The organism is Enterobacter sp. 01-M-02-SI-ECC (genome assembly GCF_047530595.1).
Classification (GTDB): Bacteria; Pseudomonadota; Gammaproteobacteria; order Enterobacterales; family Enterobacteriaceae; genus Enterobacter; species Enterobacter cloacae_M.
In genome coordinates, this window is sequence record NZ_JBLKCZ010000029.1 from 1 (window position 1) to 22,372 (window position 22,372).

Annotated in this window: 18 protein-coding genes; all 18 read right to left on the reverse strand. The window is 55.9% G+C overall.

The window, feature by feature from the left end; all coding sequences use genetic code 11:
• Positions 1-131: 131 nt before the first annotated feature.
• Positions 132-920, reverse strand: a complete 789-nt coding sequence (locus tag ACMWLG_RS22605; protein ID WP_047028020.1) for a DsbA family protein — start codon at positions 918-920, stop codon at positions 132-134.
• Between the two features lie 28 nt (positions 921-948).
• Entirely contained in the window at positions 949-6,450 is a 5,502-nt protein-coding gene (gene traI / locus ACMWLG_RS22610) for a conjugative transfer relaxase/helicase TraI (protein ID WP_047028019.1), read from the reverse strand.
• Positions 6,447-9,047, reverse strand: coding sequence for a type IV conjugative transfer system coupling protein TraD (traD, locus tag ACMWLG_RS22615; RefSeq protein WP_047028018.1), 2,601 nt, complete (start codon positions 9,045-9,047; stop codon positions 6,447-6,449). The genes traI and traD overlap by 4 nt, the downstream gene beginning before the upstream one ends.
• 114 nt (positions 9,048-9,161) lie before the next feature.
• Positions 9,162-9,476 carry a hypothetical protein gene (locus ACMWLG_RS22620; RefSeq protein ID WP_047028017.1) on the reverse strand — a complete coding sequence of 105 codons (315 nt, stop codon included), beginning with the start codon at positions 9,474-9,476 and terminating at the stop codon, positions 9,162-9,164.
• Between the two features lie 192 nt (positions 9,477-9,668).
• Positions 9,669-10,400 carry a conjugal transfer complement resistance protein TraT gene (gene traT / locus ACMWLG_RS22625; protein ID WP_047028016.1) on the reverse strand — a complete coding sequence of 244 codons (732 nt, stop codon included), beginning with the start codon at positions 10,398-10,400 and terminating at the stop codon, positions 9,669-9,671.
• Positions 10,401-10,547: 147 nt separating this feature from the next.
• A complete protein-coding gene (locus ACMWLG_RS22630) occupies positions 10,548-11,261 on the reverse strand; it encodes a hypothetical protein (protein WP_047028015.1) in 714 nt (237 codons plus the stop codon).
• An 8-nt stretch (positions 11,262-11,269) separates the two neighbouring features.
• Positions 11,270-14,551 carry a conjugal transfer mating-pair stabilization protein TraG gene (gene traG / locus ACMWLG_RS22635; protein WP_047028014.1) on the reverse strand — a complete coding sequence of 1,094 codons (3,282 nt, stop codon included), beginning with the start codon at positions 14,549-14,551 and terminating at the stop codon, positions 11,270-11,272.
• The gene (traH, locus tag ACMWLG_RS22640) at positions 14,551-15,915 is read right to left on the reverse strand and encodes a conjugal transfer pilus assembly protein TraH (protein ID WP_047028013.1); all 1,365 of its coding nucleotides are present in this window, start codon (positions 15,913-15,915) and stop codon (positions 14,551-14,553) included. The genes traG and traH overlap by 1 nt, the downstream gene beginning before the upstream one ends.
• Positions 15,912-16,175 carry a hypothetical protein gene (locus ACMWLG_RS22645; protein WP_029403816.1) on the reverse strand — a complete coding sequence of 88 codons (264 nt, stop codon included), beginning with the start codon at positions 16,173-16,175 and terminating at the stop codon, positions 15,912-15,914. Before ACMWLG_RS22645 ends, traH begins: the two co-directional genes overlap by 4 nt.
• A gap of 17 nt (positions 16,176-16,192) precedes the next feature.
• Entirely contained in the window at positions 16,193-16,804 is a 612-nt protein-coding gene (gene trbB, locus ACMWLG_RS22650) for an F-type conjugal transfer protein TrbB (protein ID WP_045261209.1), read from the reverse strand.
• Positions 16,794-17,012: a hypothetical protein gene (locus ACMWLG_RS22655; protein WP_045261210.1), complete on the reverse strand. Its 219-nt coding sequence runs from the start codon at positions 17,010-17,012 to the stop codon at positions 16,794-16,796. The genes trbB and ACMWLG_RS22655 overlap by 11 nt, the downstream gene beginning before the upstream one ends.
• Positions 17,009-17,476: a hypothetical protein gene (locus ACMWLG_RS22660; protein WP_045261211.1), complete on the reverse strand. Its 468-nt coding sequence runs from the start codon at positions 17,474-17,476 to the stop codon at positions 17,009-17,011. The genes ACMWLG_RS22655 and ACMWLG_RS22660 overlap by 4 nt, the downstream gene beginning before the upstream one ends.
• Positions 17,477-17,485: 9 nt before the next feature.
• Positions 17,486-18,268 (reverse strand): type-F conjugative transfer system pilin assembly protein TraF, encoded by a 783-nt coding sequence (traF, locus tag ACMWLG_RS22665; protein WP_047028012.1) that lies wholly within the window; start codon positions 18,266-18,268, stop codon positions 17,486-17,488.
• Positions 18,265-20,124, reverse strand: coding sequence for a type-F conjugative transfer system mating-pair stabilization protein TraN (gene traN, locus ACMWLG_RS22670; RefSeq protein WP_045261213.1), 1,860 nt, complete (start codon positions 20,122-20,124; stop codon positions 18,265-18,267). Before traN ends, traF begins: the two co-directional genes overlap by 4 nt.
• Entirely contained in the window at positions 20,121-20,744 is a 624-nt protein-coding gene (gene trbC, locus ACMWLG_RS22675) for a type-F conjugative transfer system pilin assembly protein TrbC (protein ID WP_045261214.1), read from the reverse strand. Before trbC ends, traN begins: the two co-directional genes overlap by 4 nt.
• 10 nt (positions 20,745-20,754) lie before the next feature.
• Entirely contained in the window at positions 20,755-21,750 is a 996-nt protein-coding gene (gene traU / locus ACMWLG_RS22680) for a conjugal transfer pilus assembly protein TraU (RefSeq protein WP_045261215.1), read from the reverse strand.
• Entirely contained in the window at positions 21,747-22,070 is a 324-nt protein-coding gene (locus ACMWLG_RS22685) for a hypothetical protein (RefSeq protein ID WP_045261216.1), read from the reverse strand. The genes traU and ACMWLG_RS22685 overlap by 4 nt, the downstream gene beginning before the upstream one ends.
• Before the next feature lie 56 nt (positions 22,071-22,126).
• A complete protein-coding gene (locus ACMWLG_RS22690) occupies positions 22,127-22,342 on the reverse strand; it encodes a hypothetical protein (protein ID WP_023338024.1) in 216 nt (71 codons plus the stop codon).
• Between the last annotated feature and the right edge of the window lie 30 nt (positions 22,343-22,372).

Sequence of the window (22,372 nt, forward strand, 5' to 3'; positions counted from 1 at the left end):
AGGCGCGGGAATAAAATCCCATTCAGACGCCGGATAGATTCAAGCAAGCCAACTTATCGTCAAAATCGGTGTTGCAAAAACGGGAGTGACCATAGATTCCGTTTTCTGAGACGACCCCTACAGGACCGGGGTCACTGTGCGCGTGAGGCTTTCCGGATTGCTGCCTGGAGTCTTTCAGCGGTAACGGCTTCCGGGAAAACCGTGATGGTGTCAGGAGTCGCTCCGCTAACGGGCATGACGATGATCCCCGGCGTTCCGGTGAGTCCCAGCGCCTCAGCCAGGTTACTGTTTTTCTCAAGGGATGCGGTATGGTCGCCAGGAGCTGGGGTGGTCAGTCCCGCCTTTGACGCTGCTCCGTGAATATCCTCCGCCGTCAGCTTGCCTTCATTATGGCCGGTGGCGTAGATGGCATTGTGATAGGTGACATAGGCCTGCGGCCCTTTCTTTTGCCAGACCGTCAGCCCCTGCTGCGCTGCCTGCAGTGAAGCTTCCCAGCGACCACCAAATATTGGCCACTCCTTAAAGAGGTAGCGGACGTCCGGCTGCGCTTTCATAACCTTCTCCAGCTCCGGCGCGAAGCGGCTGCAGAACACGCACTGGTAATCAAAGAATTCAATCACCGCGACCTTTGCGTTATCAGGCCCGTAAGCCGGTGTGTCCGGATCATGCAGAAGGTTCGCCTGATTCTCCATTACGCTGAGTGCAAACATCTTCTGCTTACGTGCCTCCTGCTGTTCCTGCAGTTTATGACTGACCGTCACCAGAATCTCCGGGTGAGAAACCAGATAGTCGGCAGCGATTTCGCCGATACGTGCCTCCTGCTCCGGGCTGAATAAGGGCTGAGGGGCTGAAGCGTGTGCCGTTGAAATAAAGCCAATGTATGTTGTAACTATAAATGCTGCTAATTTGTTTGCTTTCATTGTCTGATTCTCGTGGTTAAAAGTGAGATTAACGTTCTTTCTGAATGGTTCGGGTGAGTGTCTGTTCTTCGCGCTCCGGCATCCTTCCACGCTCACTACTGTCTGGCTGACGGACGATATCGCTCTCACTGTTGACCAGCTGTCTGCCCATACGTGACGCCATATGTTGCTCACGGTCAGAAAGGGATTTGTCCGCTACATTATCGCGACCGTCCACTCTTCCCACGTCCTTCGCCATGCTACTGTCCCTGTCCGCTATCTGTTTCACCTTCCAGTGTTCGGGTTTATGTGGTTCTGTGCTCTGATTGTCAGCGATCATTTCAGGCCTGATGCGCACCGTATCCTCAACCGGAATCGAGTATTTTTCCTGCTCATCTTTGGGCGCATTCTCCTGTATCAATGCCTTACTGATACCTGGTTCATCTTGCTGTCGTCTTTCTTCTTCCTGTGCCAGCGCTGCCTTAAGATCAGCAGTTTCCGCCAGGGCTTCGTGCAGCACGGTTTTTGCCGGAAGTACAATTTCGCTTTCTTTGCCGATAACGTGCTGAGCGAGTCCCTCTTCCTCTGCCCTGATAATTCCGCCACTGACTTTTAACAGATGTGTCGAGAGTGACTCATTTCCCGTCTGCCAGACCACGCCGTCCTTTGGATTATTTCGTACTGCATCGAGTGCGGCCGTCAGGTCGCTGGCCACAATCGTGTTTCCGGACTGACTCCGCTGCAGCACAGCGCCACGGGCACGTTCTGTCATGACCATCCGGGTCTCACCCTGCGTCATCCGTCCTTCCGGGCTGGCAACCAGGGAAACCAGGGCCAGGCCCGCACTCCTGCCATTGTTGTCATACACCGGCAGCGCCAGCGCCGGTTCAGGAAAACGCCGGGTGGCCGGGATGATTTTTGCCGTCAGTGACGCATCCTGCATGCCCTGATGGCGCACCCAGGCGCGACCGATGGCCGTTTTCTTCACCGGCTGCCCCATTGCCCAGATGGCTTTCGCCTGTTTACGCTGCGTTTCTGGTGCCAGCGCATCGTGCGCAGTTTTGATATCACGCTCCGGCGTTTTTATCGCCTTAACCCAGTCCGCTTTATTGTCGGTGTAAATCTGGACGTGCTCCTTGACGCGGGAAGTTGAGATGTAGAAGGCCCGACGGGAAGCCAGCGCCTTACGCCCGTCTTTCGTGCCCTCAAGCGCAATGACGTAATCGCTACTTGCCCCCTGTGCACCGTAGCCGGTAACGGCCCATCCGTAGTCGAGATGCTGCTGCGCCCGGACCTTCTCCGGATTGATGGTGACGCGACCGTTCTCCCCCTTCAGACGGATATTCCCCTCCTCGCTGACCGACTCCACCGTATAGCGCTGGTTGGCCATCTGCCCCTGTTCACGATCGGTCGCCGTGAACTTAAGCAGATCGCCGGAACGGACTTCCATCTCGCTGCGGCGAAACAGCTGCACGTCACCGGTGATCAGCTCCTTCGGTGAAACCAGACCAATCTTCCCCTCCTCATCACGTACCGTCACCGTGCTGCCGTTACGGTCAACGGCCAGCACATCCTGGTAGCGATCGCCGCGTTTAACCACCATCCCGGCTTCCCAGGCCTCTGTTTTGTTGAACTCATGGCGGGTATGGGTGATTTTATCAAGCACGGGCACCTTAATGGCCTTCTCTCCAAGTTCCCCCCGCGCAGCAAGCACGGCATGAATGCCGGCATTTATCGCCTTACGGTCGGCGTTCAGCTGCGCAATGATGAGCGTGCGGGACCGGGCCTCCGGCGTCCGGTCCGTCCAGTCCTCCACGATATCGTTAACGGGCGCCTCCGTTTCCTGAATGGCACTCTCCGGGAGCGCGGCTGAAGCGCTACGCGCAACGCGGTCAGCCGTCTGGGTTTCAATGCGCTGCAGGGCCGCATCGATCCGGTTATCAATGATGTCGTGAACGGCACCGCGCAGCTGCAGGTCTTTCTGACGGACGATTTGCTTCATGATGGCCACATCCATCGGGCTTCGCTCCTGCATCAGCTTAAACGGCGCGCCCACGTCGACCGCTTCAAACTGGTCGATATCCCCCATCGAGACTGCACGTCCACCGCCGCTGGCAATGGCCTGGAACAGTGCCGCCGTATCCTGGTTGCCTGCCATTGAGGACTCATCGATAAGAAACACCTGGCCTTTATAGTCAGGCTTCCCGCCTGCGGCCGTCGCCTGGTCATGCTCAACGACAAAGGATTTGATTGTCTGCGCCCGTACACCGACGTCGCTCATCTCTTTCACTGCCTGGTGCGTAGGAGCAAGCCCCGTCATCACCGGGCGAACGTCCGCCGGTAAGGTCTCCAGTGCAGATATCACCGCCTTCAGCTGCGTGGTTTTCCCCACGCCGGCATAGCCCTGAATCCCGATAAACTGGTCCGTGGTACCCAGCACCAGGGTGGTCGCCTTTTTCTGGCCATCCGTCAGGCCGTTCAGCACGGCCTCCGGTACCTGTTCCAGCAACGGTTGCTGCGTGCCCTTTCCTTCCTCCACCACGCGCAGAATGGCTTTCTCCATCTCCCAGGTGGACCGGGAAACCAGTACCGGCTCCCCCCCTGCAGATACGGATAACAGCTCGCCGTTTTTGATCATCGCGCCAATTTCATTCCCGATGGCCTCAAGGTCGGGATGATATTTCTGCGCTTCCGTCGCGAGCTTCAGCTCGCTGATAACCACGGTGCGCTGGTCGTTAATGGCACGCCAGACGGCAAGTCCCGCATCCGTCCGGACGCTGTCATGCAGTGAATCCACCGCCTGACTGACGTCCTGGTGTCCGCTCAGGTTTTTGACCAGCTGCACGGGAGAGGCATTTGTCTTCATGCGCTGCAACCGGGCTTCAGCCCGGTCCTGCACCTCGGCGGTGAACACTTCCGCACGGTGGCCACTCTGTGCCAGCGAGTTCATGGTCTGGGTCGATATGTCGCGGCTGTTCAGCGCGGCCAGCACCACGCCGGTGTCGTTATCCCGTCCGCCCGGCGCGGTCACGTAAGCATGTGACAGATAGAGCGGCTGGTCTTTTGGCAGCGTCAGGGTGTCTTCCCCCCGTTTAACCTCGATCCCCTTTTCACTTATCCCGGTCACCTCAAGACGATCTTTGGCCTTCAGGCTGTGCTCGCGGTCGCCCGCCACGGACAGCAGTTTTTCGCCGGTGGCCACGCTGAGGGTTTCACGGCTGAAAAGACGCCAGTCAGCGCTGATATCACCGATTTTCATCCGGGTCAGCACGCCGTCCCCGTCGATGAGCGAGAGGACTCGCGTATCCTCATGCACCCGATCAATCACATAGGACTTACGCTCTTTTGCGTCCGTGCGATCTTCAAGCACCATGCCGGGACGGTATGAACCGGGCATGCGGCGCGTTTTGCTGTCGAGCCAGACCGGCTGCCGGGCCTCTATCTCCACGCCGTCGCGGCCCAGCTGCCCTGCGTTCTGCAGCGCCTCACGTACCAGGCCCGTCAGCTGTGCCTGTTCACGCCGGCCGATCACGACGGCGGTGACGTTTTCAGTTCCTCCGCTCAGCTCTGCAAACCGGTTGGCCAGCGCCTCGTAACGGTCGCGTTTGTTCGGAATACTGACCACTTCGGCCTCAAGCCCGGGTGTCGGCTCAGTGCGGCGGGAGCGGACAACCCCCGCGGACTCCAGTACGGACATGGCATTACCGTTCGCCTGCCGCCCGGCACTGTCGAGAAAGACCAGCTGTGCGTCCTGCGCGCGCGCTTCGCCCAGCAGAACCAGTGTCTCCTTTAATCCCAGACGCTCTGCTCCTTCGATAATCAGCGTGCTCTGGGGTTTCAGGTGAAAATCACCGCTCAGAACATGCTGACGGCTGATGATCCGTTCCCGCAAATCGTCGGATTTCGCCAGTGAAATGGCGCGCTCGGCAGAGCTGGCCAGCACCTGCACGTCACGACCGTTCGCGCCGGCAATACCGGCCAGCTGCGCGGTCAGGTCACGGATGCCCGCCACGCCTGACGGGGCATTCATCAGAACCAGGGCGTCTTTCTCTACCACTTCCAGCGCAGCCGGCGCGTACTGCGCCGGGCGGGTGAAACTGACGACTTTTGTGGATTTGAGATGCTCCTGACTCAGCGCCTGGATCGAGAGTTCATCGAGCAGGTGAATACGGGAGGTGAAGACTCCTTTCTCACTGTCCAGTGGCACAATCATGCCGTCCTTCAGCGCCGCATCGATGGCCACACGAATATCCTGAATCTCCGGCAGCTGTTCGCTCAGCTCAGCAGTGGTCATCATCAGCTCGCCAAAGGTGAAGCGCGTTTTACTGTCGCTGAGCTGCGAGATGGCCAGCCGGACAGCCTCAGTCAGTTCCGGGCGGGGTATTTCAGTGTCCAGCTGCGCTGCAGGAAAGCTCCTGGCCGCTGGCGTCTTTTCGGGACCGGTCTGTGCCGGCTGACTCAGCGTGTCAGTCTGTTGTGGTACTGGCTGACGGGACTGGCTCTCCCGTTCTGCGGGTTGAGCAGGTGTGTCGACGCTCTTTTCTGCCGTGGACGACGTCTGCAGAGAAGCCTGTTCAGGCCCGGCAGGAACCGGCTTAGCCTGGTGATCTCGCTCCGGCTGAGTCGCGGTCTCACGAACACCTGCATCACGCGGCACCACGCTTTCCTGATACGCCTTCAGGTCAAATCCCTTCTCCTTCATTTGTCCCACCCAGCGTTCCATCAGGCGCATCCGAGAAGGGTCAACTTTCGCTCTGCGGGTGTCTTTGGCCGCCACATCCCGGCTGCGCAGCGTGGCTTCAGCCCCCACGGCCCCCTGAATTTCCCGGCCCCGTGAGGAATATTCGTCCCTGACTTCTTCCGGAACGCCCTTGATCTCCCACATGCCATGCTTGCCTACTTCTTCCACTTCATGGCCGAGCGCTTCAACCCGCTCACGCAGCGCGCTGCGATAAATTTTCCCGAGGGTGACCTGGTGCTTCATGACGGTTTCGATAAAGCCGGCGTTATGGATATAGTCCGTGGCCAGGGCTTTCCATTTGCCCGCATACTCCGTCATGTTGGCAATCAGGAGATGGGTGTGCAGCTGCGGGTCGAGATTGCGCGAGGTATCATGCGTATAGGCGGCTGCCACCATCTTGCCGGTGTGTACGATGGACGTAACGCCGTCTTTCGTGTCGCGGGCCGAGATGAGCTTCTCCACATAGCCGGCTGCCACGCGGACGGCATGGTTATGTGCTTCCACCATTTCTTTATCGTTGCCGATGAGAGCCAGAATGGACACGCTCTTGGGAGCGGAAAAGGTCAGGTCATGGCCCGGACGGTGGACGTGCTGTCCGTTAACCTCTTTACCCAGCCGTGAGCCGTCCGGCAGACGGCCCTCGAGCACGGCCGTCAGATCATCGCCACGGACGTTGCCCTCCAGACCCAGCTCTTTTGCACCCTCTCCCATCCAGAGGCTCTGCAGGCTGCCCAGAAAATAGTAGTTATCGGAATTGCTGTAGTAGCCTGCAGCCTCGCCGGCTGACGCTACTGGGGCGACTGACATCATAGGTCATGCTCTCTGTCGTAATAGTGATGGTCGTTTTCGTCGTAACCCGGATCGTCCGCGTGACGGTGAATTAAAATGTTCTCTTCTTCCTGCGCCAGCTGCCGGCTCGTCCGGTGTGCTTCATCCGGGGTCTGCGGTGTCACTGACTTCCCAGCCGTCGTCAGACTCAGGCCGCCGTCAGGTAGTGCCGTCACCTTCATATCCAGGTTCATTGATTCGCCACCGCTTTCTTCGGTCTGCTGATCGCCTTCTGAAGTGGCAGGACGCTGACGCGCCCTGTGCAGCATGCTCAGGGGGGATGCGACGGGCGGTTCAGATATGTGCTGACGATTTCGCAGGGCTTTGAGAGCATCCGGCATCGGTTGTACGGAGCCAGCAGGAGATTTGCTGCCAGATACATCGGCTACGACCGGTGCTTTGCCCGGTGCTTCAGCGGTACGTTTAGCCAGCCCGACAATACGAAGAGAAACAACGTTGTCTTTTTCATCATCGGTGACAGGGTCTGTCACCGTGCTGTGTTTTTCAGTTACGACTTCCGGGACCACTGGCGCTGTTCGGGATGTCACGGGCTCCCTGGCTGGTACCGACTGCCGTTCAGGTGCAGCGCTGCGCGAAGGTTTAGGTTCTTCCGCAGGAGTACGCGCCACTTTTTCGACGGGCGATGCCGCCGGTGAGCCGGATGCCCCTGCTGATGAAACCGGTGCAGGACCGTCAGCTGCAGATGATGTCTCGCTCCCCTTTTCCAGCACTTCGTCTCCGGTCGGGAATGTCAGACCTGCAGCAGCCGCTGCGCGCTCGTTCTCCTGAATAACCCTCTCAAGCTCCGGACTGAGCGCATCACGGATGTTGCGCTCGATCAGGCCTGCCTGCCGCTTCTTCGGGGCGCGATATTTCAGCTTCAGACGGACGACCGGATACTCACCCGGGAGGCGCACGTAGAAGTTGAGGTTTGGCAGACGCATGATCTGCTCGTAGTCGACAATGGGGTTATTGACCTCGTCCTTACCGAGGGACACACCGTCACGCACCTGGTCCAGACCGTAGCTGTTCTGCTCGCGGATTTTGCGCTTACGCTGGTTGCCCAGCTCCTCTTCCACCACTTTGGCCATCTCGGCACTCGGCGAACGACCGTACATACGGGTATTCATCAGGTCGAAAATGCTTTTAGCCAGCTCGCGGCCGTAGACGTGAACCAGCTGGGCCATGTTTTGCATCCCCAGCACGAAACAGCCGCCGAACTTACGCGCCTCTGCAAGTGTCTCGGCAAGCTCGGGGATGCGCTGCAGGCTGGGGGCTTCATCGATAATGAACCATACGCGGCGGTCGCTGTTCTCCCCCATGCTCTGCAGCATCAGCGTGGCCAGAGATACCCACAGTGAGATCAGCGGACGTACACTCTTGCGGTGACGAGCCTGGGTTGAAATAAACAGCCAGCTGCTGTCATAGCGTTCCTGCGTCATCCACTCTCTGATGGTGAACGGTGGCTTTGTTCCGTCATCCAGCCCCTGCAGGTAGCGAAGGGCTTTGGCGTAGTTGGTTACCACTGAGCGAATGGAAATGGCCGTTTTCTCGATCTTCTCCTCAACCAGGTTGGCTGAGGGCGTGTTGGCCAGATAGTCGCGCAGATTTTTCATGCTGAGGGACAGCAGGGTTTTGAGGAACTTCTCAATACTGCGTTCCGGGTCCGTAGACATACGAATGGCCAGGTCGGCATAGATGGTTCGCGAGCTGGATACCCAGAACGGATCTGAGTCGCCTTCCACCGGAATAAGGCTGGCGGCCAGGTTGTCATAATCAACGGCGTCGACACACTCGCCCCACATCTGCCAGTTGGCACAGCGTTCGTCATGGGCGCAGAGAATAAAATCAGTGTCAGGGTTATAGTGGGTTTCTGTGAAGGTACAGCCGGAGTCGTAGATGATGGCCCGGTCACCACGTTTGCGGATGTAGTCGAGTAACCAGCGTATTAGCGTCGACTTCCCCACCCCGATAGTGCCATGCATCAGGAAATTGAGTACCTCCGCCATCCTGACCATATGCAGATCACCCACGCGCAGGTCAGAGAACTCACCGTTTTTACGCAGCAGCTTATTAACTTCAGCAGGCTTGTCAGTCAGCTGCATCCCGGAAATGTATTCGTCTTCACTTTCCTTACGACCGATACTGGCGATAAACCATGTCACGGCGATAAACACCACCATACTGAACAGCCCGCTGGCACCGGCCGCCCACTGCAGCTCAGTCAGGCACTGGTCACCCATAGCCTGCATGTACGGGTCCGCATAGATTTGCGGCAGGGTCATTTTGAGCACCATCATCGTCGCCGTTGGCGCATACCAGTAGTGGACGTTGTAAATTTTTGGCGTCCCCGTTGCCGGCATCAGATCGATAAAACTGCTGTTGATGCTGGCGAACCACCACAGGGAGCCGTTATCAAGGGCTTCCTGTGGAATTCGCCAGAGAAAAATGGCGGTAGTCAGCACGGCGAACAGGATGAAGATCCAGAATCCTATCCAGTTGTTCACCTGAATGAACATGCGCCAGCGGTAGGCGGTCATCTGCCCGCCCTGGGTGAGGTTTTTTCCTGCGAAGCTCATAGAGTGTTGTCCAGCCGTTATCGCATCACCTGCGTGGTGATGTTCGTTATCAGAGAAGAAGCTTTGAAAAGGTTGATGAAAAAATGTGGTACCGCGTGGGGGGCAATCGTCAGGTTATTCCATCTGACTCAGTTCATACCTGGCCTGCTGACATCCGACCTCCCAGTCCTGTTTATTAATGTATGCAGCCACAGAACGGACTGACCAAGCCACATCCTTATAAACCGGTGAATGCCACTCCCGGGGCTCCAGATCATAAAGGGTAAATTCATAGCCAGCCCAGAAAGCAACAATGGTCATTCCGTGCCTCTCAGGAAGTGAACCAAAGACATTCAGATAAGCCCTCGCTACCATCAGCTCACTTTCCAGATGGATAAGCGACCAGAATTCAGCTGAGTAATCTGCACGTTCATTTATCTGATGCATCATGATGGACGAACTCCTTTGAAATTAAGGACGCAACGCTCGCCGCAGGCAGGACTGCGCATGGCGCAGTCATGCGAGGAAGCGTAATTACTGGTAACTGACAGAAAGCACTGACGCACCCTGCCCGAAATGAGCACAGTTAAAAATCAGCGGGGGAAGGAGAACGGCTGCGACGATCGCCGCAGCCGCAGGACATTACATGATGCCAGCGATGGATTTGGCCAGCTGTGCTTCGAGAACAGGTTTCGCCTCTTCAAACTTGAGGTTCACCTTATTGGCGTTGGATACCACGCGGGTCTGATATTTAGCACGGTTGCCCTGCTCCGTGCTGGTCTGAAGCTTAATGCCGGACGTTCCCTGCTTCAGGGCGGCAATATTGTCGGTCGTGACGGCCGCTTTGCTGCGCTCGGAGATTTGCAGATCGGTCACCATCGTGTAGTTGACGTCTTCAACCATTGCATCTGCAGCCATACCAATCAGCCCGGTGGCCAGCCCTACACCCAGTGTCGCACCGGCAGAGCTGGAGTTGTAGGCTGTGATACCAGCCCCCAGAGCAGCGCCCATTGCACCACCTTCATAGCCGGTTTTCAGGAAGCCCTGCGCATCACGCAGATCCATTTTTTCGGCTTTCAGCACGTTTGCCTGAATCCAGTAGTAGGCTGTGTCCGGAGAGCTGGAGACGCGGTAGCCTTTCGCGGCCAGTTCATTTGTAATTTGTGCCTGCAGGCCTGACATGTCCTTGTCAGATGTATTGCGGATCTGCAAATAAACTGTCTTCTCTGATGAAGGCTCCAGCCAGATGGTTTCACTCATCTGAGTTTTGACATCGAGATTACGTTTCTTCACCGCTGTGGACATGGCACCACAACCAGACAGAGCGAGAGTTGAAGCGATCAGACCTACAACGGCTAATTGTTTTAATTTCATGAATTCATCCTGTGCATAGAAAAACGTCCCCGTTAGCGAGATATAGCTAACGGAGACGTTATCGGCTGATTTGAAAGGGAATTTAGGTTAAATAGATGATTGACTTAGATTACTACAAAAATTAAGGGGGCCATTGCCCCCTTACTCTCAGTATCCCCGGTTAGGGTCATACGTATTTGAAGGTTCGTTGAAGTTTGTTCCCCAACTGTTTCCGTGTATATCCAGGCCAGAGATGCCACCAACCATTGGCATTCCTGACGAAGGATTTATAGCAATCCCTTGACTGATATCAGTATGACTCGCACCGAAATTGATAGGTAAAACAGTTGAATTTGTGTCTAGCCCTGAATATTGACTCGATGAAAACTCAGCCAATGCTATTCCCTTGCCAGACAAACTTGTTTGATATCTAGCGGCCTTTTCGTCTGAGAGTCTATACGCTTTACTTCCGAGTATTTCATAGACGTTACCTGTATCTTTATCCTTTAAGAGGTTTAACCCCTTCCTTCCAACCCCAAATAACACGGCGGAAAGAACCATAACTGTGGACATCGACAGATATAGATATATTGAATTTTCCCAGAAGAAATAGAGGCATATTACTTGCGCTAAAATTGACCCAAGCAAGCGTGGAAAGAACGAGGCGATTGAAACACCGCTGCCGCTCTTATCCGCTTTTTTAAGAAGATAGAACAATGGTAAGGATATCAATGCGCCTAACGCGTACATCCCTGCCAATGCGATCCAATCCTCGCTGTAATACCCGTTATGGTTAGGCATTACATCATGAATGAGTGGAATAGCAGCATATATACTAAATACAGGAATGTACGAAATTCTGCATAGATTAGCCTTTAGCATTTATCCTCCTAGCCGGCCCTTTTCCTCAATTCCAGCAACTGCTCTTCTAACTTCCTTTTTTCTGCACTGTCTATAACTGGCGTTTGCTGGTCAATCTCGGCTTCTTTTCGTTGAATTTTGAAATTACCGGTTGCGTTTAAACTCTCTCCTTTCAGGATATCACTGGATGCCTGAACAGTGGATTCTTTTTTATCAATTTCTCCAGCAGATTCGTTGATTTTATTCTCATTTTCAGATCTTTGTTCCGCCACTCGGCGCTGTAACTCATTCTGGGGACCAAAACCCTGCGAGGAATGTTCATGCAGCTTAGCCTGATTTTCTTTGTATGACTCCTGCATGGCATCACCACGTACTTTTTCTCCGCCAGAATTAATGCCTGAACGGCTATGAGTAACTTCACTCCCCTGTACATGCGTGGTTCCTTTCTCCCTGACGGCTCCTGAATGTTGGAACTCAGGATGCGATTCTGCAGTGTGGCCGGTCCTTTCATCTGCAGTGGTGCGTCCACCGGCATCAACCATCCCTGCCGACGAGATGATATTACCCGGGTTGCTTCTCTGTCCGCCTGCTTGCCCTTGATGAACAGTTGACTGCCCAATACCCGGAGAAACAGAACCATCTGTTCTGGCAGAATAATTTCCACCCTGCAGGCTTTCATATTCAGCGCCCTGAGTCGTTCCGTTAGTCTGGGCATTGCCAATAGCTCCCGAGCTATGAGCACCGCCATCCTGAGGGCTGTAACTGACTCCAGCATCATGGCCATATGAACCTGATACCTGTTGACTGCCTCGCGCTGGTTGTACGATATGCTCCCCACTGAATGCTGCATGCTCCTGGCCGCTGGTAAGATCTGAACGGCCCTGCTGATAATCCCCCATGATTTCAGGTTTGAGACGTTCATTTACGAATTCCATCGCTGCTTCTCGCGCCGACGGCGCACTTGTCAGCATGGACTGAGCCTTATCACCGTATTTATTAGCCGCCCAGTCCACAAACTCCTGCGTATAGTTCGTATCGAGGCTTGCGCTCTGATTCTGCGCAACGGTTGCCATACGGCTGAATTCATTACTCTGCGTCGAACTGGTGGTGTACTGATGGTACTGGCTTTCAGCATCATTAAGCGTTGCTGCCAGCTGCTGAACATTACTGCTTGCAGCATTTTCGGAATGATTTGCGCCGTCGGTGATACGGCTGCTTTTAACCATATCCATACCCTGGCGGAAGTCATTAACGGCCTGGCTGTTTTGATCATGTCGTGAATCTTGTGTTTGGGAGCCCGAGTCCTGAACGCCTCTTGAGCTGCCTGTCGAATGCCGCAAATCGCCAGAAACACTTCCTTCAGCACCAAATTTAACAACACCTAAATTGACGCCTGCCCCCGCAGTACCTTTAACACCTGCAGATACTGATCCCTGATTACTGATATCCATCAGTTTGTTATAGGCTTCCTGTGTCGAGATGTTGTTTGCTTTCGCATAACTTTCAGCGGCAGACAACATCATGCCAGCTCCGCGTGTCGCATTAGTGGCCTGGCTGTTTTCACTACCTTTGATCAGGCTGTCGCTGGTACCGGTCTGGTTAGAAAGCTGAGAGAGCTGTGACCAGCCGCTGGTAACGCTGTGGTTGTAGCCATCGAGAGCAGTCTGCGCCTGAACCTGAGACTGACGAGCAGACTCCTGGAAACCACTGCTGGCCAGCTGGCTGAGCTTCATGTTCACCGGCAGATTCGACATTGCACCCGAGCCGTCGATAACCGTATGGCCGCCGGCTGTCTGAGTCTGCGTGGAGCCGTTATCCGCCTGCCACGTCTGCTGACCCTGACGCTGCATCAGGTTGGTGTCCATCTTGTTCTGGCTGACATTGTCCATCGACATGTTGTTAAACGACCAGTTTCCGTCCGCTGTGGTTGCTGCCACACCTGCTGACGTGAAGGCACCCGAGCTGAGTACACTCCCTGCCACCTGAGAGCCCATCGCCGCCGCACCTTTGGTCAGATAGAACGACAGCACCGGAATGGAAAGGGACAGATACCCGGCAAGATTCGCCACGTCAGAATGCTGCAGTGCAACCACATCCTTGTTAGCCAGCACCAGGGGCGTGCCCCCGGACTGACTCTGCAGCCAGTAGTTGGCGGCATAGTTAAGAATGGCGAACATAACCGGCCACATCTGGAAGTAGATAAAACCGGAAACGTATATTTTCAGTGTGTTCAGGCCAAAAAGCGTGTGGTTTGACGCGGCCAGCGCGATCATCAGCGGGAAGAGGCACACCAGGATAAGCATCAGAAGAGACTGCGCGAACGGTAGCGTGCGGGTCGCCAGCTCGTTACCAGCAGCCCAGGCGAGACGCTGTTTGGTTGCCGCGTTCTCTGTGGCCAGATTAAGCAGGTTAGCCGTGTCGGATGAGCGAGCAGCAAAACCTTTAATCCCCTGCCGTACTGCACTGTTCGTGATGTTGTTCTTCATGATCTGCGCAGCCGTCATGCCACCGGCATAGAAGAATCCATAACTTTCACCCATTGAGTTGGCCAGAAGCGACGCGCCATTCAGCTTGTTGCCGAAGACCTTTCTCGTCAGCCACGTGAACGTCGCGCTGCCAGGGTTAACGTCAGTATTGGCCAGCTTCTGGATCTCCGTTGCGGCCTGCTGGCAGGTCAGGAACTGGCGCGAGGTGGAGGTCATCTTAAAAATGCCCCGCAGTGGGCTTGGGTTACTGGTTATCAGCGTCAGCGGGTCAGTGGAATTGAGCAGCTGATTGATGGTGTATTTACCGTTAAGGAGAATATCGCCTATCACACAGTTTTCCACGTAATCCGGCAGCATCTGCGCCAGCTCCGGGTTTTGCGTGGCAAAGTCACTCGTCTCCGCCACAATCTGCGAGCCAAACAGCATCCCGGTTTTGCTGTAGGTTACCGAGTCGGGTCTGGCCATCAGCATGTCATACGTCGATGACATCTTGTACCCGATACTGGTCGTCAGCGACGCGATAGCCGCCAGGCCAACCGGTACGTTATCGGTTACCCAGACTGCACCGGGATCAGACAGGTCAATGACCTGAACTGAGCGTTTTGGAACCAGCAGGATGGTTGTCAGGATCATGAAGACCGCCAGCCACTGGACGAAAACCATCGGGTTACGTTGTTTGATGAACGTGAGCAGTACGGCCAGCACCCCAAAGGTGCCGGCAATACGCATTAAGGTGTGGAAAGTATTCTGACCGACAAGGGTGACAACGGCGTCCAGCGCCGTTTTCCACATTCCCCCGCCATAAATGGTGTATATCTCAAGCATCAGCGATCACCCCAGTGATAGTTGCTTTGATAGGAGCCTGAAACAATGGTGGATACCTGCTGCTGCAGGTACTGCATGTTGCGGTCGATGCCGTCCAGGGCGTTCTGGTCAGCTGCAGACTGCAGCTTCATGTCAGCGAGAAGTCCCTGCGCATGAATGATGTTGTCGCGTAGTTTGGCGGCAGCCTCTTCAGGGAAGTTCTTGCCGGCCAGCGACAGGCTTGCCTGTTTAACCAGCTCCTGGAGGTACTGAATCATCAGGTCCTGGGCAATGAAGTCAGACACCTGCAGCAGGTATGTGGCGCTCATCCCCATACTCTGGGCGTTTGTCAGGTACTTCAGTACCGGCACAGAGGTGGTGTTCACAAAGCCTTTTTCCTGATCGGTCAGCGCAGTATCGTCGACCAGCTTGTTCTGCATTGAGAGCATCAGGTTTTTCACCAGCGTGACCAGCGCATTGGACTCGGAAATCGTCAGGTTGGTGACGACCGGTCCCAGACAGAGATCGGATTCGTCACATCCGTAGACTTTTGCCGTTCCCCCACGCATCAGGACTTTAATCAGGTCGCGGTTATCAACCAGCGGCGTCAGAATCGTCACATCGCCATTCTTGTTGAAAATGATGGAGCCAACGGTGCTCATAACCAGCTCCTTCAGCGCGCGGTCGTTGCCGAGAAGACCATTCTTACTGAGCGTGTCCCAGATAAGGTTTTTGTTCTTTAGTACCTGATCCTTCTCATCATCCCCGGCTTTAGCTGTGACTTTGTCGCTCTGCCCTCCGACGGTGCAGCCCTGACGGGAAGCCGCCCAGTCGGAAAACATGTTGGTTTCGCCGGCAATGTCCTGGCAGATTTTCTGCTGTGAAACCTGCGTCACGGGCCACAGCCCGCCGATGATGCCCTGCGCGGCCTGGCACGAACTCATGTTCATTGAGTTCACGTCGTTCGCCAGCTTCTGAAGGAAGTCTTTAGCCTGCTTCAGCTCCGGCACCATTGTCTGCAGGGCCAGGTCGAATGCATAGCCGGCGGCGTTGCTCATGATTTGCTTCACGAATCGCTGAATTTCCTCACCGCTGATCATACTGAACGACCCGAGATAGGCGTCGATACCGCCGCAGCCGGCGTTCAGGGAAGGCAGCTGCATCGAGATCAGCTGGACGTTTTTGACGGGGTTACGGAGGTAGACGGAGCCGCCCGAGAAGTACCCGGCCGCCTGTCCCTGCCAGGCCTGCGCCTGAGTGACGTTGCCGCTGTAGCCCAGATTATTGAAGAAGCCGTTCAGATCGCCGTTGACGTCCGCCTGAGCAGGCTGTGCTGCCAGGCCTGAGAAGAACACAACCCCTGCCGTAATAAGCGCCTTAATCATGCAATCTCCTCCCGGGGTTTCCTGGCCAGGGTCTGCCGGCAGACATACAGCCCGGTAACAGTGAAAAAGAATCCGATGCTCAGCGAGATGAGCAGAAGCACCGGTAAGTCCTGCAGACAGGTTGTCAGTTCAGGGCGATCCATGACGCTGACCACCCGGTGGGCCAGCACCCCATAGAACGCTGCGGACACAAGCAGCGTCACGCTGAATAACAGCCACACGCGCTCGGTACGCGATAACGCATACGTATTTGTCGTCATTTTGTAGTCCGTTTGTATTACTGAGGGGTGACCTGCGCGCTTGCCGGCATTGGCGGCAGCATTTTTGGATCGACGTTATCCATGTCAGCCTGAATCAGGCTGGCCATACGGCTCTCAAGTGCCGGGATGTCCATCACGCCCTGGGTGAGTGGATAAGCTTTCAGGGTGTTGACGTTGACCATAAAGGCCGTCGGTGTCGCTATTGGTAACCCGTTTCCGAAGAAGGTGACAATCTCGTCTGCGATGGGAGATTTAAGGTCCGTCTTACGTGGGATCATCGGGGTCGGGTAAGAGACGTCCCCGCCGCCGTCAAGGGTGTACGGATACACCCTGATATCATGCTCATCGGCCCAGCCCTTCAGCAGCGGGTCAAACTTAGCGCTGTACTGGCAGTGCGCCTGCATAAAGAGCACCACGGCATAATCTTTCATGTTAGCCCGACGTCCGTCCGGCAGTGCCATCAGGCTGGCTGGCGCGGGTACCGGAATGGTGGAGGCATTGATCGCAGCAGCGTCAGCGGATGAAGCCGTTTTTGTCGCTTCAAGCGCCATTAACTCCTCACGCGCACCGGCGTTCGCCAGCAAAGGCAGGGTTAACAGGAGCGCAGTGAGCCCGGTTTTAATGTTCATGATCGGCTTCCTTATGCGCCTGTCCTCTTTCGTAACGGAACCAGCGCCAGACGGCATACACCACCATGCCCGCCGCCCCGGCCCACATACCATTGCACAGCCATAAGAGCCCCTGCTGCGTATGCTCCACGGACCACGTCATCAGCTCGCTCAGTACGCGCGCCATCGTGCCCCAGAAAATCAGTCCTGCGAGAATAGCGGGTTTCATTCGTGTGTCTCCTTTTGCCATACCCCCGGCATCTGCCGTGAGGTGGTGGAACGATGAATATAAAGATGAGCCAGAAAAGCCACAGCCGCGCCGAACAGCGCGCCCGTCAGCCAGAGGTTGAGGAGCGTTGCATTCATCGGCTTTATCCACAGCTCGCTGTCAACCGGTTCACGATGGCAAAACTGTACCGGCGGGAACTCATAAGGAGGGGGACTTGCGTCCTCGCCGGGCTCAGGTAGCCGGGGTTGTGGTGCCGCTTCATGATGCGTAACGCACTGCATCACCTTTCCGGCGGGCGCGCCTTCGGTTAGCGTTTGCGCCTCTTTCACAAACTGCCCTGCCAGCGAGCCCTCCAGCGAGATGGCTATCACAATACCGTACAGCAACAGCGCCGGACCGAAGACAAGCGTGAACATGGCGAAACGCCCTGCATCACGGATGAGGGGTAAAAGCATCTTTGTCATAAAAGACTCTCAGGAATTGGGTTTAAAGCCGGTGGCCACGTTCAGGAATCGCTTCGACAGGTCATCCTGCGTCATGAAGCCGTATGACAGCGCGCGGTAATTCTTGCTTCGTGGATCAACCAGGTAGAGCGCCGGAAAGTGCGTAATATTCATTGACCGGGACTGGCCCGTATCCGGACGGCTCTGCGGCAGTGTGGCTGCCACCTGGCCATCAACCGATACCGGGATAAGCGAAAGGCCGTTGGTTTTCGCAAAGTCCGCCACCACGCCCGCCATCTGCACGTCAATCGGGTCACTGCCCCGGTAGAAGTAGAACAGACCGTACTGCTGCGCCAGCTGCTCCACGGCGCCCTGCCGCGTCTGCTGGTCACGGGTCTGCATGAACGGTGCCATGCTGTTGTAGTGCGGATACTCCAGGTTGTAGTCGAGGTCCGGATGGCTCAGCTGCGCCGCCGCAAAGGACTGGCTGAACATCGATGCCCGATCGGTCCAGAACTTCTGCCAGCGCAGGAACGTCGCCGTGTTTTCCCGTGAGGGGAACAGGATGGCGCGGTTAAGCGCCTCCTGTGTGTACCCTTTCAGCACCCGGGCCTGCTCCATTGGTGACATTTTGCTGAGGTCCGGAATGGCCTGCGGTGCAGGCTGCTGCGGCTTTCTGGACTGCTCCGGCGGTTTTTTCGGCTCGTTGTACCAGGACCAGCCGGTGAACGGCTCTGCCGGCGTCACAATTTCCTCGGCCAGCACCGTATGGCTCGCCAGCGTCATGAGCAGGGCACAGAGGACACGCTTCATTTGCCACCTCCCTGCTGGTTCACCTGCGCGGCGATGCGATCCTTAATCTGCTTGACCTGCGCGCTGGTATCGGGGATTTTCTGGTTCTTCATCAAATCCTCGTAGAAGTCAGAGAAGTTGATTTTGTCGAAGTCGATACTCTGCAGCTCCGGGACCGTAATCCCCCGGCAGTTCGGACTGTCGCCGCTGCCGAACTTAACGCCCAGCTGGTCGCGACGTCCCTGCTCCTGAATGATGCGGGCAAGCTTGCCGTCAAAGACGCAGTAGACCTGGCTTTTCTGGATACAGGCCCCGAGAACCTGATGGTCACAACGCTCGCCCACGCTGACGGTGATTTTCTTGGCCTTTGCTTTACCGAGTGCCAGTTCGTCGTCATTACAGGCGGCCAGGCCCGTGTCCTGTCCCCATCCGGAGTCCTTACAGCAGTTAGAGAATCCCGCAAACGCCTTACGGCAGCTCATGGCCTTGCCCGTAAAGGCTTTCACATCGATGGTGCTGTTCTCATCCCTGACATCTTCTGCCGCTGACGCCAGACCGGCCAGTTTGGCTACTGCCGTATCAAAACCGTTGTCGCCAGCGCCATTGGTTTCATCACAGTCACCTGATTTGCAGATGTATTCGCCACCGCAGACCAGCCCCGTAGAGGAATGCACCGTCTGGCACTGATAGGTGTAGTCTTTATGGGAACAGGTGCCATCCACATACTCTGAACACGTTTCGCCAGATTTGGTGCATGAGGCATTATTCATCAGGGAAGCGCAGGTGCCGGTCGTGTTCTCGCTGACCAGATAAGTATCGGTGTACTGCCAGCAGTCGCTGTGAACGGTCTGTGTTTTCCCCTCAGCCACTACCTGCCGGTCACCCCCGGGAATGGTACAGACTGAACTGATCTTCTTTCCGCCAGGGCTGTCCGGACAGACAGACGGCGTGGTGGTTGACGGAACCCAGACCTTAATGGTCGTCACCAGGGTTATCGTGGCAGTTATTTTTGCCAGAAAATCACTACCTGGATACTGGGCTGAAAGTATCCCGTGCGGCATCATGTCAATATACTGATCTACGCTGTTTGTCAGCGTTCCCCGGAGCAGGCCATCATCCGGAACCACCTTCTGGGAAACATTAACGGCGAAGGTATTGTTCACGGACTTCAGTTGCTTTGATGTTCCGTAGAATGTCAGGGTGGAGCTGTAAAATGGATTGCTGACGCTGTTTTTCTGGGAGGTGGTGATTGACCCCTCCAGCATTGTTGCGCCCGGCTCGTTCAGTGGCAGTGTAAACTCCAGCGTATGGTCATCAAGTTTATTGAACCTCAGCGTTTCTGGCGGGATAACGACGGTTTTAGAGGACACCTGCTCTTCGTAATGGCCGTCAATCTGCGTATCACGGGTACAGGTTTTGGACACCGCGACATCGGCGCTGCAGGTGTAGTTCTCAAACGTCGATTTGGACACCGTCGTCTCCTTACACTGCTGGCTGCTGCCATCCATGATCCCACCTGCCGTCCCCTCCGCATTTTTCCCGACAGTGATAAAGGGGGCATTTGGATCGATGGCAGGAGGCGGGTTTTTGGTTCCTGCACTGATCACTGACTGTGCCGCGTTATTCCCCTGCAGGGCAGCCTGTCCCTTGCTGGCCAGCCCTCCATCGCCGCCATCCACGCCGCCGTAATACCCTTTCTCCGGCGGGTTAGCTGTATATCCCGGAATGGCACCGGTCACCGCGCCGGGGTTTTTCAGGGCTCCGGTACCGGCAGAGGCATTACCTTTCCCAAAACTTGCACCAGCCTCAAATGCCGGGTCACCTGCCACCGTCAGGAACGGGATCAGCATCATCATGGCGAAAAATATTTTCTTCATTGCGCAGCCTCCAGTAGCTGCCGGGCCGTTGCCGCGCAGTCCCCATTTTCTGCGACCTTCTCAAGCGCCGCCTTCAGCGGCAGACTTCCCCGGATGACGTCATGGTGGCCCGGGCAGGTCACCACCAGTGCCGGCACTGTCGTGATGTTGTACTGCGTGAACAGCGTCGGATCGATTTGCACGCCCGCATCCTTGTCCTCCTTACTCAGCTCAAACATCGCCGCCGCGGTCTGACGCATGTCATTGTTCACCAGGCCCCGAAGTGTGGGCGGGATGTTGTAGCGACGCGCGTCTTTCAGCATGGGCAGCAGGCCTTCACGCGGTATGCCGAGACTCACAAAGTAAATAGCCGGAAACGTGTCTTTTTCCCCCATCGTGTTAGTTTGAGCTGCGATATCGCCCTGCAGGCGGTTGATCACGTCCAGCTGATGCTGCGGCAATACCGGCGCGGCTGCCGGATGGTCCTGCATGCCTTCCTTCATCGCTGCCAGCGCGTCCTGCTGACCTTTGATCCAGCTATGGTCGGAGACGGAAATATCGGTCTGGGCGCTCGCCAGAGCCAGCGGCGCGAAAGCAATCATGACGCTGATCGTCAGCGCCCGGAGATAAGCGTTTTTCATTGTCATGTCCTTAAAGGAAGACGCAGTTACGTTTGCGCCAGAAGAGGTAACCGAAGTTCTTTTTGGATGAGGGTGAGTTGTGCGTTGTACCCCACAGCTGCGTGCTGGCCCCGAAGGGGTGACAGTTGTTCGTTTCGGGGTACATGTTCACCATCTGGTATCGCCATCGCTCTTTCGGAATGATGGGAGAGGGATACTGGTTACATACGGCGTTATCTGCACCAACAGAGTTCCAGACCAGCCCCTCGCGGTGCATCTTGAAGGCCATTCGCTCTCCGACCAGCAGAGAGGCCTCGAGGGGAGAAAACTCGCCGCTGGTATAGCCGGTCAGCGGGTAGAAAGAACCCTGACTACCTGCACACCAGAACAGCGGCGAGAGCGGCAGACCCGCTGATGCAGCTGCAGCGTCAGCAGCACAGGCTCCCTGAGCAATCAGGTTGCCGAACAGCGCGGCTTCGGGATTAATCAGCATCGAGAGCGTACTGTCATTCCAGAGAGGATCTACTTCAGAGAGATAGGCGATATCCATGTCGCCGGTTTGCAGGCACCCCAGACTGGTGATGATGTTCAGCCAGAAAATCAGCGGGTATTTGTACCAGTGAACATGGTAGAACGTGCCGGCAGCGGGCCGGTCACTCTGCCCTGCTGTTCCCGTTCCCGTTCGCCCGAGATCGATTTTAAAGCCGCCCATGTTGACCATGACGCCCGGCTCACGGGTTACGTCCACCATCGCCATTGGCTCCCAGAACCCGATGGCCAGACCGATGCGGTAGAGGATACCGGCCGGGCAAATCTGGATAGGCGAAGACGGGTTGTTGGTGTCCTTTTGCGGACCGGACGCCAGCTGAATATTGCCCAGCGTCATCGGGAACAGGCACTTCCAGCAGACGTCACTTATCGGGTTAACCCAGCGTCCGTCACCGGCATTGCTGGCAGCAGTAGCCTGAACCGGCGTCCATGACAGAAAAATAAGCAACACACCGGCAAGCCATGAAAAGTGCTTCATTTCACCTCCCGCAGCCAGACACAGACCGGACCGTCTTCAGTGTCATGAATGGAGCCGATAAACCAGCCCTCTCCGGCTGGCGCTGACGGCTGCCAGTCACTGATGTTTTGTTTTCCCTTTTCCCAGTCGGCGATCACCTGGGGAGGCGCGTCGTTTTCCATCCAGCGGGTGGCACAGGTCAGATTGTGCCGGCGCATCCAGTCGCCAAATTCAGTCTGTGTGGCCTCATCACTGGCAGGTGCAAAATAATGAGGGTGCGTCCAGAAGCCATTGCGGTCACGGTTAACCGTCACCGGCCTGACAGATTCAGGGTGAGTCATGGGGTATCTCCGGGAGTGCCGCAGCCACCGGACGGCGGGAGGGCTTAAAAGTAGGACTAGTGGTTTTTGGCTTTGTCGGCCGCTTTCATGATGAAAGCCAGCCGCTGTTCTTTGGACATATCCTCAAGAGCCAGTAAGCCAGCTCTTAACACTATTGAGGGATAATAAAGGGGATTTTCTGCAAGAATGGCCTTAAGCCGTAAAGCCGATTTTTCATCATGACGAACGGCTGTAACATTCTGGCCCTTTTCAGTATCAGGGTCTTTTTTCATGGCGTTACCTGGTCTGGGGTTAATCGGAAA